Annotated in this window: 16 protein-coding genes; 2 read left to right on the forward strand and 14 right to left on the reverse strand. The window is 41.9% G+C overall.

Features of this window, described 5'->3' with window-relative positions; genetic code table 11:
* Positions 1-13 precede the first annotated feature (13 nt).
* The 3 genes from E4K67_RS04325 to E4K67_RS04335 all read right to left on the reverse strand — a co-directional run bounded on the left by E4K67_RS04325 (position 14) and on the right by E4K67_RS04335 (position 1,594).
* Positions 14-325 (reverse strand): hypothetical protein, encoded by a 312-nt coding sequence (locus E4K67_RS04325; protein WP_135545212.1) that lies wholly within the window; start codon positions 323-325, stop codon positions 14-16.
* A gap of 79 nt (positions 326-404) precedes the next feature.
* Positions 405-1,226, reverse strand: a complete 822-nt coding sequence (locus tag E4K67_RS04330; RefSeq protein WP_135545213.1) for a nitroreductase family protein — start codon at positions 1,224-1,226, stop codon at positions 405-407.
* On the reverse strand, positions 1,223-1,594 hold the full coding sequence (locus tag E4K67_RS04335) for an MmcQ/YjbR family DNA-binding protein (RefSeq protein ID WP_135545214.1): 372 nt from the start codon (positions 1,592-1,594) through the stop codon (positions 1,223-1,225). Before E4K67_RS04335 ends, E4K67_RS04330 begins: the two co-directional genes overlap by 4 nt.
* Before the next feature lie 374 nt (positions 1,595-1,968).
* On the opposite strand from E4K67_RS04335, the gene E4K67_RS04340 reads away from it, so the two are divergent.
* Positions 1,969-2,523, forward strand: coding sequence for a hemerythrin domain-containing protein (locus E4K67_RS04340; protein WP_135545215.1), 555 nt, complete (start codon positions 1,969-1,971; stop codon positions 2,521-2,523).
* Between the two features lie 104 nt (positions 2,524-2,627).
* Here the strand turns inward: E4K67_RS04340 and E4K67_RS04345 are convergent, their stop codons facing one another.
* The 9 genes from E4K67_RS04345 to E4K67_RS04380 all read right to left on the reverse strand — a co-directional run bounded on the left by E4K67_RS04345 (position 2,628) and on the right by E4K67_RS04380 (position 10,263).
* Positions 2,628-3,185 (reverse strand): GDSL-type esterase/lipase family protein, encoded by a 558-nt coding sequence (locus E4K67_RS04345; RefSeq protein ID WP_135545216.1) that lies wholly within the window; start codon positions 3,183-3,185, stop codon positions 2,628-2,630.
* A gap of 158 nt (positions 3,186-3,343) precedes the next feature.
* Positions 3,344-3,706 (reverse strand): YccF domain-containing protein, encoded by a 363-nt coding sequence (locus E4K67_RS04350; RefSeq protein ID WP_135545217.1) that lies wholly within the window; start codon positions 3,704-3,706, stop codon positions 3,344-3,346.
* 39 nt (positions 3,707-3,745) lie between these two features.
* Complete coding sequence (locus E4K67_RS30065) at positions 3,746-3,919, reverse strand: hypothetical protein (RefSeq protein ID WP_199242465.1); 174 nt, start codon at positions 3,917-3,919, stop codon at positions 3,746-3,748.
* A gap of 42 nt (positions 3,920-3,961) precedes the next feature.
* The gene (locus E4K67_RS04355) at positions 3,962-4,768 is read right to left on the reverse strand and encodes a DUF3786 domain-containing protein (RefSeq protein WP_135545218.1); all 807 of its coding nucleotides are present in this window, start codon (positions 4,766-4,768) and stop codon (positions 3,962-3,964) included.
* A 105-nt stretch (positions 4,769-4,873) separates the two neighbouring features.
* Positions 4,874-6,223, reverse strand: coding sequence for a D-serine ammonia-lyase (locus E4K67_RS04360; RefSeq protein ID WP_135545219.1), 1,350 nt, complete (start codon positions 6,221-6,223; stop codon positions 4,874-4,876).
* A 114-nt stretch (positions 6,224-6,337) separates the two neighbouring features.
* Positions 6,338-7,534 (reverse strand): amidohydrolase family protein, encoded by a 1,197-nt coding sequence (locus E4K67_RS04365; RefSeq protein WP_135545220.1) that lies wholly within the window; start codon positions 7,532-7,534, stop codon positions 6,338-6,340.
* Between the two features lie 462 nt (positions 7,535-7,996).
* Positions 7,997-8,728, reverse strand: coding sequence for an amino acid ABC transporter ATP-binding protein (locus E4K67_RS04370; protein ID WP_135545878.1), 732 nt, complete (start codon positions 8,726-8,728; stop codon positions 7,997-7,999).
* A gap of 41 nt (positions 8,729-8,769) precedes the next feature.
* Positions 8,770-9,426 carry an amino acid ABC transporter permease gene (locus E4K67_RS04375; protein WP_135545221.1) on the reverse strand — a complete coding sequence of 219 codons (657 nt, stop codon included), beginning with the start codon at positions 9,424-9,426 and terminating at the stop codon, positions 8,770-8,772.
* Between the two features lie 54 nt (positions 9,427-9,480).
* On the reverse strand, positions 9,481-10,263 hold the full coding sequence (locus E4K67_RS04380; RefSeq protein ID WP_135545222.1) for an ABC transporter substrate-binding protein: 783 nt from the start codon (positions 10,261-10,263) through the stop codon (positions 9,481-9,483).
* 458 nt (positions 10,264-10,721) lie between these two features.
* Here E4K67_RS04380 and E4K67_RS04385 point away from each other — a divergent pair, with 458 nt between their 5' ends.
* Complete coding sequence (locus E4K67_RS04385) at positions 10,722-11,402, forward strand: AIM24 family protein (protein WP_135545223.1); 681 nt, start codon at positions 10,722-10,724, stop codon at positions 11,400-11,402.
* Positions 11,403-11,467: 65 nt separating this feature from the next.
* Here E4K67_RS04385 and E4K67_RS04390 read toward each other — a convergent pair whose 3' ends face one another.
* Together E4K67_RS04390 and phoU are read right to left on the reverse strand one after the other, a co-directional pair.
* On the reverse strand, positions 11,468-13,696 hold the full coding sequence (locus E4K67_RS04390; protein WP_135545224.1) for a YcdB/YcdC domain-containing protein: 2,229 nt from the start codon (positions 13,694-13,696) through the stop codon (positions 11,468-11,470).
* Positions 13,697-13,992: 296 nt separating this feature from the next.
* Positions 13,993-14,652 carry a phosphate signaling complex protein PhoU gene (gene phoU, locus E4K67_RS04395; RefSeq protein WP_135545225.1) on the reverse strand — a complete coding sequence of 220 codons (660 nt, stop codon included), beginning with the start codon at positions 14,650-14,652 and terminating at the stop codon, positions 13,993-13,995.
* Positions 14,653-14,691: the final 39 nt, after the last annotated feature.

The following is a 14,691-nucleotide window of genomic DNA, read 5'->3' on the forward strand; positions in this document are numbered from 1 at the left end:
ATTCTATTACTGGTTAATTTCTAATATTGACCCACTTTCCTATTCTATATTCTTTGGCGTCTGCATTTGAAGCTGACACTGGACACGTAATCTCATGATCCGTGTTTACTTCTAGATCCGCACCGCATTTAGTACAAACTGCTGTCGTGGATATCCACTCACTATCAGTTCCAGTCAGCTCTTCCGCACCGTAGAATTCTACCTCTCCTAACATGTTCACGCTTAATTCGGCTGATTCAATAGAGTGACCAAACTTATCCAGTGCATCAATTTTAAGTACACCTTTACCACAAATAGGGCATGCAACCCCCGTCACTTGAGCCATGCTTTTCTCCTCCTCAATTGTGATTTATTTAATTAATATATTATATACAATTATCAGATAAGTTTGTCAACTATTAAAATTATTTTTCCCAGGTCACTTGCAACGGATTTCTGTCTACGAGCCGTTTATAAGTATACTTTGGATATCCCAGCAACAGTCCGCCGGTTACCGCGCTTTTTTCTGGCAGTCCTAAGAGGTTAAGCAGCGGCTGATAACCGATAGCTGCACATGCTTCAAAGAACCCCGCCCAGCACGTTCCCAATTCGATCGACGGCGCATATAGCTCGGCGTAAGACAAAGAAAAATGCGTATTATCCCGGCCACGGGACTGAAAATTTTCCGCCACTATACCCACAATCAGACAAGGCGCATCTCGCAGAATAACATCTTTACCCGTTTTACGGTAATTATCCACTGGCGCAGCATAATACGGCCCCCAAGAAGAGCCTTTTTGGACTTGTTCTTCCATCCAGTCAATTACTGCAGAAGTAATTTTGTGCAGTGTGTCAATGTTATCAATGACATGATACGCGACGCCCTGGGTGTTGCCACCTGTCGGTGCCAGCCGAGCGATATCGAGAAGCTGTAGGATTTTTTCTCGTGATACTGGATCTTGCTTATAACTGCGAATCGAGCGTCTAGTGCGGAGAAAACGAGCTGCCGTGTCCGCGTCTAGGACTGGCATATTTTCTAGTGACAATTGCTGGCTGAGAGGCGTTTTCGCGTTATCCAACGCCTCCACTGGACAAACAGCCACGCAGTGACCACAGGCAATACAGTTCTGCCCAGTAACCTGTGGTCCCTGATCCCCCATAGTGATAAATACCGTAGGGCAAACATCAACACAGAAACCACAGTGGATACACGTTTCTTGGTTAACTTGAATTAAATCTAAGTTCATCCTACATTCGTTCCTTCATTAATTTCTTTTACTGTTTTCTTACCTAGTTTTCCTAATACCAATTCATAGGACATATCTATCATCTGTCTTAAAATATTATCAGGCACATCACCCTCTAAATACATTGAGTTCCAGTGTTCTTTGTTCATATAATAACCTGCTACAATATGTTGATATTGGTCTCTCAAAGATCGCGTAAATAGAGGATCACATTTCAACGTAATGATTGGTTTATGATCTTTGTCTCCACCTTGCATGGCGAACATCTTTCCACCAATGAGATATCTCGTTGCGTTCCAATCTACTTTAAAGTCTTTTTGGGCTCCTTTCTTAGAAAGGCAATATTCATCAAGCCATTCATATTTCATAAAATCCCTCCTTCATAACCAGGCCCTTATTTAGCATTCAACAGGTTTTCCAAAGTTCCTGCTAACTTTTGTAAAGATAATCGCAGAATCATGAGTTGCTAATACTCCTGATTTCCCTCCAAATCACCTCCACTTCGTGACGGTAGTCACATAAATAGTCAGTGGAATTTGTTATCCTATATTTAAAGTTAGTGAACTCGTTTCAACTAAAGGTGATCATCGAGACTTCGAAAGAGGACTTTACCCCCACCAAAGCGGCACAGGGGTACCACTCCCCCTTGTATAGGGGGAGTCTCACGATCGGATGAATCTTAGACCAAGACCAAATTTAAATAATCCCCTGCTTATATAAACAAAAGGATGGTGCTATTACTATGACCGTTATAAAAGAGTTAAAAAATGAACACGAGGCGGTTTTGCTAACAATCCGAATTATAGACCAGATAACATCTCTCTTAAAGTCAGGTCAAACCGTAGAATTAATACATTTAGACCAAATTCTTGAATTCCTTGCTGTTTTTGTTGACAAATGTCATCATAGCAAGGAGGAAAAGGTTCTCTTCCCTGCCATGGAAGCAGCTGGTATTCCTCGAGAGGGCGGTCCGATTGCCACTATGCTCTATGAGCACGAGCAAGGACGCAGTCTTGTCCAGGGCTTAAGAAGTGGAGTTGAAGGCTATCGCGTTGGCAAAGAAAGTTCTATATCCGAAATTATCAAAAATGCCCACAAATATGGTAAGCTATTAACTTCTCACATTGACAAAGAAAATAACGTACTCTATGTCATGGCTGAACGCGTATTGTCTGCAGAGAAAATGGTAGCAATGGAAGCTGAGTTCACAAGGATTGAAGAAAATGAAGTCGGCCCGAATAAGCATGAGGAATTCCACGCTACCCTACATGCTTTGAAAAGTATTTATCTAGACTAGATAGAACAGACCAAAATTAGCCAGAAAAGCCCCGGCAATGCCGTGGCTTTTCTGGTTTTTGTGGCGTAATATGACCTTGATAGCAAAAAAGCCTCTCAAATTACCTAGAACAAATAAGATAAAGTTGACTGTTCCAAGCTTCGGACAGCCACTTCTCCCATCAAATTATAACCCTCGATACTTGGATGAACTTCGTCAACGAATAGTTGAGCACCCTGCCCGACTATCAACCTATCCATGAATGGGGTATAAAAATCAACTGAAATAATGCCTTTTTCAGTCGCATAGCTTTTCAACCAATTCCTATATTTAATCAGGATCTGTTCTTCTTCAAGTAATAAGGACGGAGTCGGTAATCCAAAGATAGGGGTAATCTTGTTTTGCCTACAACATTCCTCCATTGCTTTGAAATTTGCGCTTACACTAGCCAAATGGATTTTTTCGTAAGCATCGTTAGCCCCACCAAGAATAATCACATGGGTCGGAGTATGCTCAATAACATCCCGTTGGAACCGCGTACGCATACCGCCCGTGAAATCTCCGCATATTCCTTCGTTTAAAACCTGGCATTTCACTGCTTGGGCTAAATGTTCCACCCAAGACTCCTGATTGCTAAAAGGATACCCTTCCGTAATCGAATCTCCTATTGCAACTATTTTCATGTATTTTTCACCCATTTAGCTTTCCAAATAAGTTCTTTCTATCTTCATGATCTTCGGAAATGCTTTGTCAGTTATGCGTGCATGATGAAGTGATGGCATTGTGACACCACCTCCAACAAATGCAAAACAGCAAACAACGTATCTATCCCCATTTTTTCCTAGTGTATTCTCGCCCCAAACGGTAAGAGCCCAAGTTGGGCAAATTTAAAATGCTGTAGTCCAAACGGAATACCGATAATTGTTATACAAAAAACTGCACCAATAACTAGATGAGTTATAGCAAGCTCCCAGCCAAAAACTATGAGCCAAATGATATTAAAAATTAATCCGCCTGCTCCGAAATTTCCAAGTTCTATTTCTCTTCCAAAAGGCCACAATACGAATATAGCAATCTTGAAGCACTGAAGCCCAAACGGTATTCCAATTATCGTTACACACAAAATTAATCCTGCTAAAAACCATACGATTGCTGCAATGATCCCTCCAAATAATAACCATATAATGTTACCAATAAAATTCATTCTTGTCCTCCATTTACTAAGACTCAAAGTTCTTATCTCTTACTTAGCAATCACAGTCTGGATTATCGGTAATCCATAATAAACAAAAGCAAGAATAAGCACTATAGTTATCGCCAATTTAAATAGCTTTTTCAGCACAAAACCCACGACAACGATCCCTAAACCCAGGATCAGGATTTGTTGTAGCTCTAGCCCCGCAAAATAAGTCTCCATATATTAAAATCTCCTTCTATACGTTCAGTTATTTTCACTGCTTCACGACCTAATGTGCCTGGAAGTAATCTTTTGAAACATCATCAAGAGCCCAACGCAAAGCCGATAGAGTGAATCAATGTTGAGATTGTCTTCCGCTGACGAATCAAAAAAGACATTCAGCTTGGATTCTAGGTCCTCTTCTGGTTTGGTGTAACAAATGAGCATTGGAACCTTTGGCAAAGGGTGCAATACAAGGGAAATATCTGAGGAAAAACTATTTTCCACTTGCTTGCCGCCAAAAATACAAATCATGTCCTCGATCAAATCCGGATGGGTATCCGTAAGTTGTTTTAATGGTTTTTCGAACTTGTGTTCAAAATATGAACCCCATACAGTCTCCTTACTTAGTTCCCTGAACGGAACCCATTTTCCAGAAAGCTCATTTCCGACACTATAGATAATATAATTGAGTAAGGGTACCATCACCCAAACGATAATATGGCAGTCAGATATAATATTCCCCTCGGAATCAACCGTAAAGTCCTTTCCAAGAATCTTAATTGTCAACTTATCACCTGAAAGCGTGGCCCCTAATCGTTTCACAGATGCAGCAAAATCTATTGAAGCAAATTCTCTTTTCAACGGTTCGAGTATTTGCATCAATTGCTCTTCTGGAGTTGGTTGTCTGACAATATTTCTATTTAGTTCCTCAATGATATTGCTTTCCAGATGAAGGCATTCATCAAGACGTTTATCTCCCTTTATCACTGCAGCAGCAAACGCTAAGCATGTCGCTAGCCCACATAGTTTGCAATTTGATTTTGGGAGTAACTTATAAATTGCTAGAGGATTGTCTAGTTGTGACATTTAATATCACTCCTTAAATAAGTCTTCTTTCTCCTTAATTCTAGGTTAAATCTCTTTATCCTTCCTGGACTGCCCTATTTTCTAGGCAAGGTCTGTGTGTAGATTTTAAACCAATCCGACACCTTTTCGGTAATAATCATTCATTTCTGCTTTGGGCACCATATTGCCACCAGTTGCCCAGATAATATGAGAGGCATTCTGCATTTTACTGTTCAACTCTTGATCTTTAATATATTGTTGACCTGCTTCCGTCATGAACAAATTAAACACACCTGGAGCACCCGCCAATGCTGAAGGTTCAAGGTAAATCCCTTCTGTATCTGCCAAAGCACTTAACATTCTATAGAGCATATTATCGTTTACAGTATAAATCCCGCTTAATAAATCCCCCATTGTCTTCCCCACAAATCTCGACGCTCTGCCTACAGCGAGTCCGTCTGCAGCAGTGTTGTTGTCAATTCCGAAGTCTTGGACGCATACTTTATCATGTTTCCCTGTCATGCATCCTAACAACATACAAGGAGAGTGAGTGGGCTCAGCAAAGAAGCAATGCACAAGATTTTTATAGATAAGTTTTAGTCCGAATGCTACTCCTCCAGGTCCTCCTCCCACACCACACGGAAGGTATACAAACAACGGGTGGGTTTCATCTACCACAACTTCTAAATCTTTAAGCTGCTCTCTTAGTCTTAGTGCTGCAACAGCATATCCTAAGAATAAACTTTTAGAATTCTCATCATCTACAAAATAGCTTACAGGATCTTTCTCTGCCTGCTTTCTACCTTCCTCAACTGCTTTGCTGTAGTCGGACAGATATTCAATCACAGTAACCCCTATACTTCTGAGAATGTCTTTTTTCCATTGCTTTGCCTCTGCTGACATGTGCACTGTTACCTTGAAGCCTAACTTAGCACTCATTATACCTATACTTAACCCTAAATTCCCGGTAGAGCCAACTACTATAGTATAGCGGGCAAAGAATTCTTTAAATTTATCACTGTCTAAGATCAAATAGTCATCTTCGATGGAAAGCATCCCAAATTCAAACGCTAAATCTTCAGCATGTTTTAGCACCTCATAAATTCCGCCCCGGGCCTTGATTGACCCTGAAATAGCGAGATGACTGTCACACTTAAGCAACATATTTTCACATATCATTTTTTGGTTAAACATTTCCTCCATTTGCTCTTTCATACGTGGAATTTTTATAGTAGGCGACTCGATAATTCCGTCCCTCTCTTTTGTTTCCGGAAATACTTTTGCTATGTAGGGTGCAAATCTTTTAAATCGCGCCTCCGCCCCCAATACATCCTCTTCTGTTAGTGGAATCTTTGAAATGGCATCAGTATAATCCTTGTAGTTCGGATTGGTCCAGAATACTTCAGTAGTATTAATCATTTGAGTAAGCAATGGATATTCTTGCTGCCATAGTTCGATACTTCTTCCTAATATCATATTGATTACCTCACTAGTTCTTTCATTCTGCTTTTTCGGAGGGTATAAATTGATCCTTTAATCGCTTCAAACAGATGGACAGGTTTCTTCTGTTCTTGTCTATCCACGTGTTGGTCAAATTACGAACGACTTATTTTCTTTGGCGAAAACATTTCTTTCAGCAAGCTGAAGTAAGCTCATGGGGGTTCCGACGTCTAACCTCCCCAATTCAGGGCTACCGAGAATCTGAGCATTTTCATGAATTGCCATTCGGCAGACTTCCAACCTCGGAATTCCTGCCTGAATCATCCAGTTCATCTCATCATACAGGCTCTCGGCATGAGGTACTTGATAAGCTCCAGCATCTGTGCCCACCCCTATTCGAACGTTCATCTTATAGGCCTCCTGGATTTTGGCAAGGTGTCCCTCCAGAATCCGTTTCAATGTCTCGATTTCATGGCTTGAATAACGATCGGTTGGATATTTTAAGAGATTCCCGATCGGTGCAACTGTGGGGACCCAAGCAATTCCTTTTTCTCTCATCCGCTCAAGTTGTCCCGTCGTCATATAATAACCGTGTTCAATTGAATCTACCCTCGCCGCAATGGCCACCGAAATTCCCTCTTCTCCACTGGCATGGGCCATGACAGGTATTCCTCGTCCATGGGCCGACTCGACGAGCTTTGTTAGATCCTTAACCGTCCACTGAGTTGAACCAACCTTTTGAAACTCATCAAAACGTATCAGTCCTGTGACGACGACTTTAAGTTGATCTAGACCTTGATCGAAAAAATCCCTTTCGTTTCCCTGCCACTCTAAAATATCCTTGAAGCCACGACCCAGAAAACGCCCATACATTCCCGCTCGATTCACGGCCTCATGCACCGATATAACCCGTGGCCCTAACCAAACGCCTTCAGTTACCATAACTTTTGCCTTCCAAGAAAAGCCTGACAAGTCACCGCCATCTCGTATTGCCACAATACCTCTCTCCAAATAGCGTTGTAAAAATCGTTGCATGTTTTCCTCGATTAAAGAAGGCTGAGTCCAATTTTCCAAGCACTGATAAAAATCAAGGCTATCTAATGCTAAATGCACATGGGCATCGATCCATCCGGGCAAGAGGAAATAGTCATCCCAACACTGCGTTTTGTTAGGGCCGCTCTCTAAATGACCTAAAGGGTGCAAAGAACTAATCTTACCGTTCTTCCATTTTAAAAGTACGGATTGAGAGCACAAACCCAGTTCATGGCTCCAATACCCTGCTACAATCGCTTCTCCTTCATCAGGAATCTCTATGATTTTTTGTTCTGCACTACACGAAATATACATCTTCCTATACGTCTTGCAGGTATTTCAAGGTTATAATTATAAGATTCCTATTCATAATCTGCTTCCTTTCACAAGTGAAATTTGAGGATCAAAGCCCTCATTTTCTAGGGATATCCATCAATTGCCGTATCTTTCCATCATCATCAAGATGAGTATCTTTCCATCCATCGATGCTTCACCTTTCCTATGACCCTTTTGGTTCCGATTCGTTTATTCTATCCTACAACAAACTTTCGATAAAGGAAACTTTGTTTAGCGATAGATTTAATCTTCGTTGGGAGTTGTATGGGGATAGGTTTAAGCGAATATTTAATTCAGGATATTCACGAGTTTCTTGATAAATCACTTCAACTATCTTCATAGAAACAGAAGGGCGCTTGGCAATGCACTGCCAAGCGTCCTTCTGTTCCTTTTAATGCGTTTCACAAAAAAATTGGATTTATACTTCCTTGCCCGACGTAGTTAAATACTTGTACTAAACCTACTGAGGAAAGCCTGGGTTCGTTCCTCCTGAGGGTCACCAAAAATCTGAGAAGGTGGGCCTTGCTCCACAATCCGGCCTTCGTCTATGAAGATCACTCTGTCCGCGACTTCCTTAGCAAAGCTCATTTCATGGGTCACAACAATCATGGTCATACCGTCTTCTGCCAACTGTTTCATTACTGTTAAAACTTCTCCAACCAACTCAGGATCAAGGGCCGACGTTGGCTCATCAAAAAGCATTATTTTGGGATGCATTGCTAAAGCCCTGGCAATGGCCACTCTCTGGCCCTGCCCCCCAGATAACGTGCCCGGAAAGCTATCCTGTTTGTCGGAAAGACCAACCTTTGTGAGCAACTCCAGGGCAACTTGGATTGCATCATTCTTCCGCTGTTTAAGCACATGAACAGGAGCTTCGATGATATTTCCCAACACTGTTAAGTGTGGAAAGAGATTAAATTGCTGGAACACCATTCCCACCTCTCGGCGAATCTGCTTGAGACTTTTTGGGTTCCTTTCGAGGAGTACGCTCTCTATCACGATTTCTCCCGCGGTTAGTGTCTCCAGTCCATTCAAACAACGCAGAAAAGTACTCTTTCCTGAACCACTCGCTCCGATCAGCACCACAACCTCGCCTTCAGACACTGTCATATCGATACCGTCAATGACTCGTGTTACACCGAAGTCTTTGATTAGACCATGAATATCAATCATTGACTTTTCTTGTATGTTTAATTTCATGTTTAGCACCCCCTTCATCGGGTTTCTTTAGATAATCGCCATTCAAGACTGTGTAAACCAGCCGTTAACACAGTGGTCATCAGCAAATAGAACGCTGCTGCTGCTGTGTAGAATTCCAGAGAAGCAAACGTTGTACTGGCTAAGCGCTGGGAAGTTTGAAGGAGCTCCGCCATGGTAATGACGGAACAAAGAGATGAATCTTTCAAACTAATGATAAACTGATTGCTTAATGACGGTAACGCTATCCGCAAAGCTTGAGGCAGAATAATCCTGCGCATGGTCAAGAATTTCCCCATGCCAAGCGATAAAGAAGCCTCCGTTTGTCCTTCTGGAATCGCTTCAATTCCCCCCCGGAAAACCTCGGCGAGATACGCCCCGCTGTTAATCCCCAATCCCAGTACAGAAGATGCAAAGGCACTAATTTCGATGCCAACCTGTGGTAGACCGAAATAGATGAGAAATAACTGCACAAGCAAAGGGGTGCCTCGAATCAGCCAAATGTAAAAATGAGCAATATACCGCAGTGGCGTGTGGGATAGCCTCATTAGAGCAGCAACTAAACCTATTGCGATACCAAAAATAATCCCCATTACTGCCAGTTCTATGGTTAAACCTGCCCCTTGCAACAAAATGGGCAGATATTTAAAGATGATACTAAAGTCAAGATCCAAAGCGACTAACCTCCAGTCTTATCAAAGGTGTACTTTTGCCGATTCGTTTCCGGCTTATCGGATGTCCGAACCAAAATATTTTTCACTAATTGTTTTATAAGTTCCGTCCTCCATCATTTTTGCTAAAGCATCGTTCACTGCCTTCAGTAATTCTGGACTGTCTTTGCGAATCGCGATACCGATTTTCTCTACATATAACAAATCACCCACCAGTTTAAAAGGGGCTTTATTCATTTTTATCGCGTTCAATCCGACATTTTTTTCAGTGATCACGGCATCAAGCCTTCCGCTAGACATATCATTAAAGGCATCAGGGTCGCCTTTATACGTCTTCACAGTTGCCCCCAATTCCCGTGCTTTTGTTTCAAATGTTGTACCAAGTACAACCCCGACGTTTTTGCCTTTGAGATCTGCTCCTCCGCTGATTTTCGAGTCATTGGGCACAATAATTTGGGCTCCCGAGCGGTAATAAGGGGTGCTAAAATTCACTTTTTGCAACCTCTCGTCTGTTATCGCCATGCTCCCTAAGATCATATCAAATTTGCTGGCTGTTAACCCAGCGATGATCCCATCCCATTGGATAGCGACCGGTTCTGCTTTCACGTTCATTCGTTTGGCAATCTCTTGTCCAATTTCCGCGTCAAATCCAGTAAGCTCGTTCTTCTCATTATAAAAATTGAATGGTGGGTACTGCCCACTCATAGCATAGGTCAACTTTCCGTCGGCCTTAATCTTGTCCATGGCTTCTTTCGTGGCAGAATTACTCTTTGATGCACCACAGCCGGTTGCTACCAACATGATTAGGGTAACAAGTATAAGAACATTAAACTTTTTCATTTCTCTTTCTACCTCCTACATATTTTTAAGTTTTGTCGGAACTTCTTAGACAAAGATAACACTAGAAATACCCTCTAAGAATCCGAACCAATCTAGCAACTTGATTTCATTATTGAAGTTGTTAGATGTTTTACTATATCATGTTTAATAACTTAGGGTCAATGCCTAACAATGGAATGAATTGGATGAAGGAGAAATCTAACACGCATTCGTTTAGATTTCCCCTTCATCCAATCGTGAATCTCCTACTTCTGAAAGTGGAAATGGTACTCCATATGTTCCATGTTCAACTCTAACGTCTATGCCTAAAAAGTATGCAGTATTTAACCATCCCTGCGCTTACTCACTCTCTGCCAGTATTGAATGTAGGGACATTATGTTATATATTTTAAAAAAGGTATTAGTAAGTATTGAGTTAGTATAACAAATAAATTCCAAAGGACAAGGAGACAGTAAATTTGTTTACATTTAATATTGAGGATGAATTATTTTGCAAAGTGGAAGGTACAGGAAAATTCTGTGCTAAGAAAGGTGCGATGGTCGCCTACAAGGGGGACTTCAAGTTTGATAAAATGTTGTTAGGTCCCGACAACGGCGGAGGAGTGATGGGGTCTCTCTTAGGGATGGCAAAAAGAAAACTAACGGGAGAAAATATTCAACTAATGACGGTTGAAGGTTCAGGTATTATTTATTTTGCAACAAATGCTTATCATATTTCAGTTTTTTCACTTGAGCCGGGGGATTGCTTATCTGTTGAAAGTGAAAACCTTCTCGCTTTTCCTCTTGAACTTAAATATGACGTACGCTTTGTAGGTAGTGGAGTCTTATCTCAAAAAGGTCTAGCGACAACTGTTCTCAGTAACCTCTCCAACCAAGTTCAGCAAGTTGCCGTTATGTCTGATGGTAATCCCCTAATGCTTGAAGCACCTTGTGTCGTCGATCCTGATGCTTTAGTAGCTTGGACAAGTGACCCTAATGGAGGGGGCGACCCACGTGTAACAACTAATAATTTCAGCTGGAAAACTGCCATAGGACAAACATCTGGAGAGTCCTATCAGTTCCAATTTAATCAACCGAACCAAATGGTTCTCGTTCAGCCATCAGAAAGATTATCTGGATTAAAGATTAGTGTTGATTAACGCTCACACCATCAAAAAGGGTAGGTAATTCATACAATTATGAATTACCTACCCTTTTAATCTCACTAATTACGCCAACTGAGAGCTCTATAAAGTGCTACAGCTGCTTCAGCACGACTTACAGCTTCACGAGGGGCTAGTGTCAGCCCATCTACTTTAAGTATGCCAGTACTACTAGCAAGAGCAATATATCCTAGTGCATCTGGGGTAATTTCGGCAGAATCTTGAAAAGTAACAGAATAGATATCTTTCAGTTCGGCCAATTTATTCAGCTGGATGTAGCGTAACAAGAGTTTGGCCAACAGTTCACGATTGACAGGCTCCCCCGTCTTTAGCTCTTCTTTCACCCATCCCTGCTCTTTGGCTTTAGTCATAACCTCACTCTCTGTAAGGCTAGTATTCCCCTCTAAGCCAAATCGGTTGAGATACATCGCTCGCAACAACGAAGAAATACTCATCTGCTCCTCTGGTCTGAAACTATTTCCATAATCTCCGAAAAGCCCAGCTTGCCCGAGTGCTGCAATCTCTTGAGCTCCCTTAACTTCTGTTAAGTCTGAAAAGACATAAGGTTTTGGTCCTTTTCCTAGCGGTTGACCCTCGTAATCAAGGAGTTCTCCGCTTTTCGCATCCAATGTGTTAGAGAGTGGCATACTACGATCTTGGTCGGCAGGAATATATACCAAACGTAGATCCCCTGGTACTCCATTAGAATAGATACGAACATATGCCAAATTCAAAGGACGTGCCTTCAAAAACAGTTCTACACCTTTATCCTTCGTTAGGATACCTGAAACACTAGGCAAATTGGACTCAGACCAATTAAGATCATAACCAGTGACAATACCTGCCACAGGATCCACATTGACATTCATGCCATTATCCGGGAAATCCACTCCATTGGCCACTCTGTGATAAGAAAAGTTTTGTATATTCCAAGGCTCAGGACCCGTTTTTCCATTAAAGTTCCTTTCCGGATCCAACGCAACTTGGCTAAACTTCTCACCTTGTACTTTTTTCAGAAATTCCTCAGCTAGCTTTTGCGTAGCATCTCGGTCGAGTGTGACCTCGGTCTTACCAGTGTGTTGATAAGAAATATTAAAACCTAGTAACTCACCGGTTGTGGCATTGACGCTCGCATTAAAGTATTGAGGCTTCCCTCCGCTTATTTCGCCCCCTGTGTTAGCCCAGTCAAAGTTCCAGAGACGCTTATCTGAACTACGCCAATCGGTACTTAGATTTGCACTACGAAGGGTTAGGTTAGCTGGAATTCCAACCCAACGCTGTACAGCAGCAATTGCCTCATCTTGCTTTAAGAGCTTGGCAGTGCTTTCCACCTCTTGTTGTTCCTGAGGCGTCAGCACCTGGTTTCCATTAGAGTTCGAGCCGGCCCTTTCCATCTTGGCTCCGCCCATTCCACCACCGCCTGAGGAATCAGTTGCCAGCCACTCTCCCTCAGCCAGCTTCAGTGGTTCGCCTGTGAAAGCATCAATCGCACCCCCACTTTGCCCCGTTAATTGGTAAACGAGCTTTGCCTCCTGCTTTTGACCGGCAGCCAACGGTCTAAAGGAAGGTGGAATCCAGTATCGAAGATTAAAAAAAGATGATGTTGTGAAAGCCTTCTGTGCCTGACTGGCCTCAATCACTCCCTTAGTTTCAGGTGCTTTCACCTCACTCCAGTTGAGATTATATGAAATAATATGTCCATCCGTGCTGGACACCTGAACATTAACGCCATTGCTTAGAAAGGGTATGTTATTAATGAGTCGTTGATATTGTAGAGTATAATCAGTCGAACCATAATTGCTTATTGGTACAACCGCCAGATCGCTTGGAATAAGTCTTAACTGTCCAGCCCGATCGCCCAATAGACGGGTCAGCAATTTATCGCTAATTTCTTGGGCTTGATCCTTATTAATAGCTGGAAGCACCCCACTATTGCTCGATTGTTCATTATTGTTCCAATAGTTCATACTCAAAATATCACCATTAATCGCATTGACCTCTGCAGTAAAATCTCCAGTGCGCCCATTCGTCCCATTCCAGTGCAGGGACCAAGCCTGGCGATCATCGTAAGTGTGGTATGTAGAATTAAAGTCAGTATACTCTTTGGGTACGACAAAGTTAGTTTTAGTAATTTGAATTGCTTTTTCTAGTGTGATTTCAGGCATAGCCAAACCCTGTACCGCTGGCGATGAATTAACTTCTCCCGCCATAGCAACGGGTGCTGAAATTATCGGACCTAGCATAACTGCAACAACGATCATAGCTAAGATAGAACGCCTATTCTTCTGCATTCTGTTATCCACCATCCCCTCTTTTTTTACTCAGTTCAATTTAAAGTCCAATTCCCTCCAAATGTAACCTGCCTTATACCTCCTTTACAAAGATTATGCTTGTCCATAGTAGCATAGACTCGATTGCTTCGTTTTCCAGCCTACTCCCTACAAAGCTATAGACGCATTAGAAAGGAGTTTCTGACAAAGAAATTATCGACATTTATATACATATTCCGCAGGAGAACCACAAGAACAGGTACGTTGTTTGTCTTCAAAAGGCAAAACAACGTACCTGTCCCCTCGGTTTCCTGTGATTATTCGTTTAAATTCATTCTCTTGCCATTACATAGATACATGATCTCTTCAGCAATATTTGTACAGTAGTCTCCTAAGCGCTCTAAAAAGCGACAGGCAAAGATTAGATAATTGGCTTGCGTTACCTGCGCAGGATTCTTCATCATTATGTGAAGCAGTTCTTCAAAAACTTGAGAGTATATCAAGTCTATCTCATCATCCAATAGTGCCATCAGGGTGGCAGCCTCACAATCTTCCTGAATATATGCTTTTAGCCCCCTGTTGAGCATTTCCTGAACCAAGACAGTCATGCGAGGGATGTCGATAAGAGGTTTAATCAATTTATCTTGCCCTATTCTCAGGGTCAACTTGGCCAGGTCAACTGACAAATCACCCATTCTTTCTAAGTATATAGATATTTTAAAGCCCGCTACGAGCTTACGTAAGTCACGTGCAAAGGGTTGTTGAGTGGCTATTAATAAAATACATTGTTTTTCAATAATAGCTTGTAAATCGTTGACAGCTAAATCTCCCACTACGACAGTATTGGCTAACTCCAGATTCTGGTTAACTAAAGATTCAACGGCTTGACCGATACGTTGGCCTACAATGTTTACCATATCTATAATGTTTAAACGAAGATCCTCCAAGTCATTATCGAATTTCTGCCGAGTTGGCATCTCAAGCCCTCCTTTCATAGACCTCATTTATACTCAAGG

Source organism: Desulfosporosinus fructosivorans (genome assembly GCF_004766045.1).
GTDB classification, from domain to species: Bacteria; Bacillota; Desulfitobacteriia; order Desulfitobacteriales; family Desulfitobacteriaceae; genus Desulfosporosinus; species Desulfosporosinus fructosivorans.

Excerpts from the sequence above, each read along its gene's own strand:
- E4K67_RS04325 (WP_135545212.1), bottom strand. The coding sequence starts at position 325 with ATGGCTCAAGTGACGGGGGTTGCATGCCCTATTTGTGGTAAAGGTGTA.
- E4K67_RS04330 (WP_135545213.1), bottom strand. The coding sequence starts at position 1,226 with ATGAACTTAGATTTAATTCAAGTTAACCAAGAAACGTGTATCCACTGT.
- E4K67_RS04335 (WP_135545214.1), bottom strand. The coding sequence starts at position 1,594 with ATGAAATATGAATGGCTTGATGAATATTGCCTTTCTAAGAAAGGAGCC.
- E4K67_RS04340 (WP_135545215.1), top strand. The coding sequence starts at position 1,969 with ATGACCGTTATAAAAGAGTTAAAAAATGAACACGAGGCGGTTTTGCTA.
- E4K67_RS04345 (WP_135545216.1), bottom strand. The coding sequence starts at position 3,185 with ATGAAAATAGTTGCAATAGGAGATTCGATTACGGAAGGGTATCCTTTT.
- E4K67_RS04350 (WP_135545217.1), bottom strand. The coding sequence starts at position 3,706 with ATGAATTTTATTGGTAACATTATATGGTTATTATTTGGAGGGATCATT.
- E4K67_RS30065 (WP_199242465.1), bottom strand. The coding sequence starts at position 3,919 with ATGGAGACTTATTTTGCGGGGCTAGAGCTACAACAAATCCTGATCCTG.
- E4K67_RS04355 (WP_135545218.1), bottom strand. The coding sequence starts at position 4,768 with ATGTCACAACTAGACAATCCTCTAGCAATTTATAAGTTACTCCCAAAA.
- E4K67_RS04360 (WP_135545219.1), bottom strand. The coding sequence starts at position 6,223 with ATGATATTAGGAAGAAGTATCGAACTATGGCAGCAAGAATATCCATTG.
- E4K67_RS04365 (WP_135545220.1), bottom strand. The coding sequence starts at position 7,534 with ATGTATATTTCGTGTAGTGCAGAACAAAAAATCATAGAGATTCCTGAT.
- E4K67_RS04370 (WP_135545878.1), bottom strand. The coding sequence starts at position 8,728 with ATGATTGATATTCATGGTCTAATCAAAGACTTCGGTGTAACACGAGTC.
- E4K67_RS04380 (WP_135545222.1), bottom strand. The coding sequence starts at position 10,263 with ATGAAAAAGTTTAATGTTCTTATACTTGTTACCCTAATCATGTTGGTA.
- E4K67_RS04390 (WP_135545224.1), bottom strand. The coding sequence starts at position 13,696 with ATGCAGAAGAATAGGCGTTCTATCTTAGCTATGATCGTTGTTGCAGTT.
- phoU (WP_135545225.1), bottom strand. The coding sequence starts at position 14,652 with ATGCCAACTCGGCAGAAATTCGATAATGACTTGGAGGATCTTCGTTTA.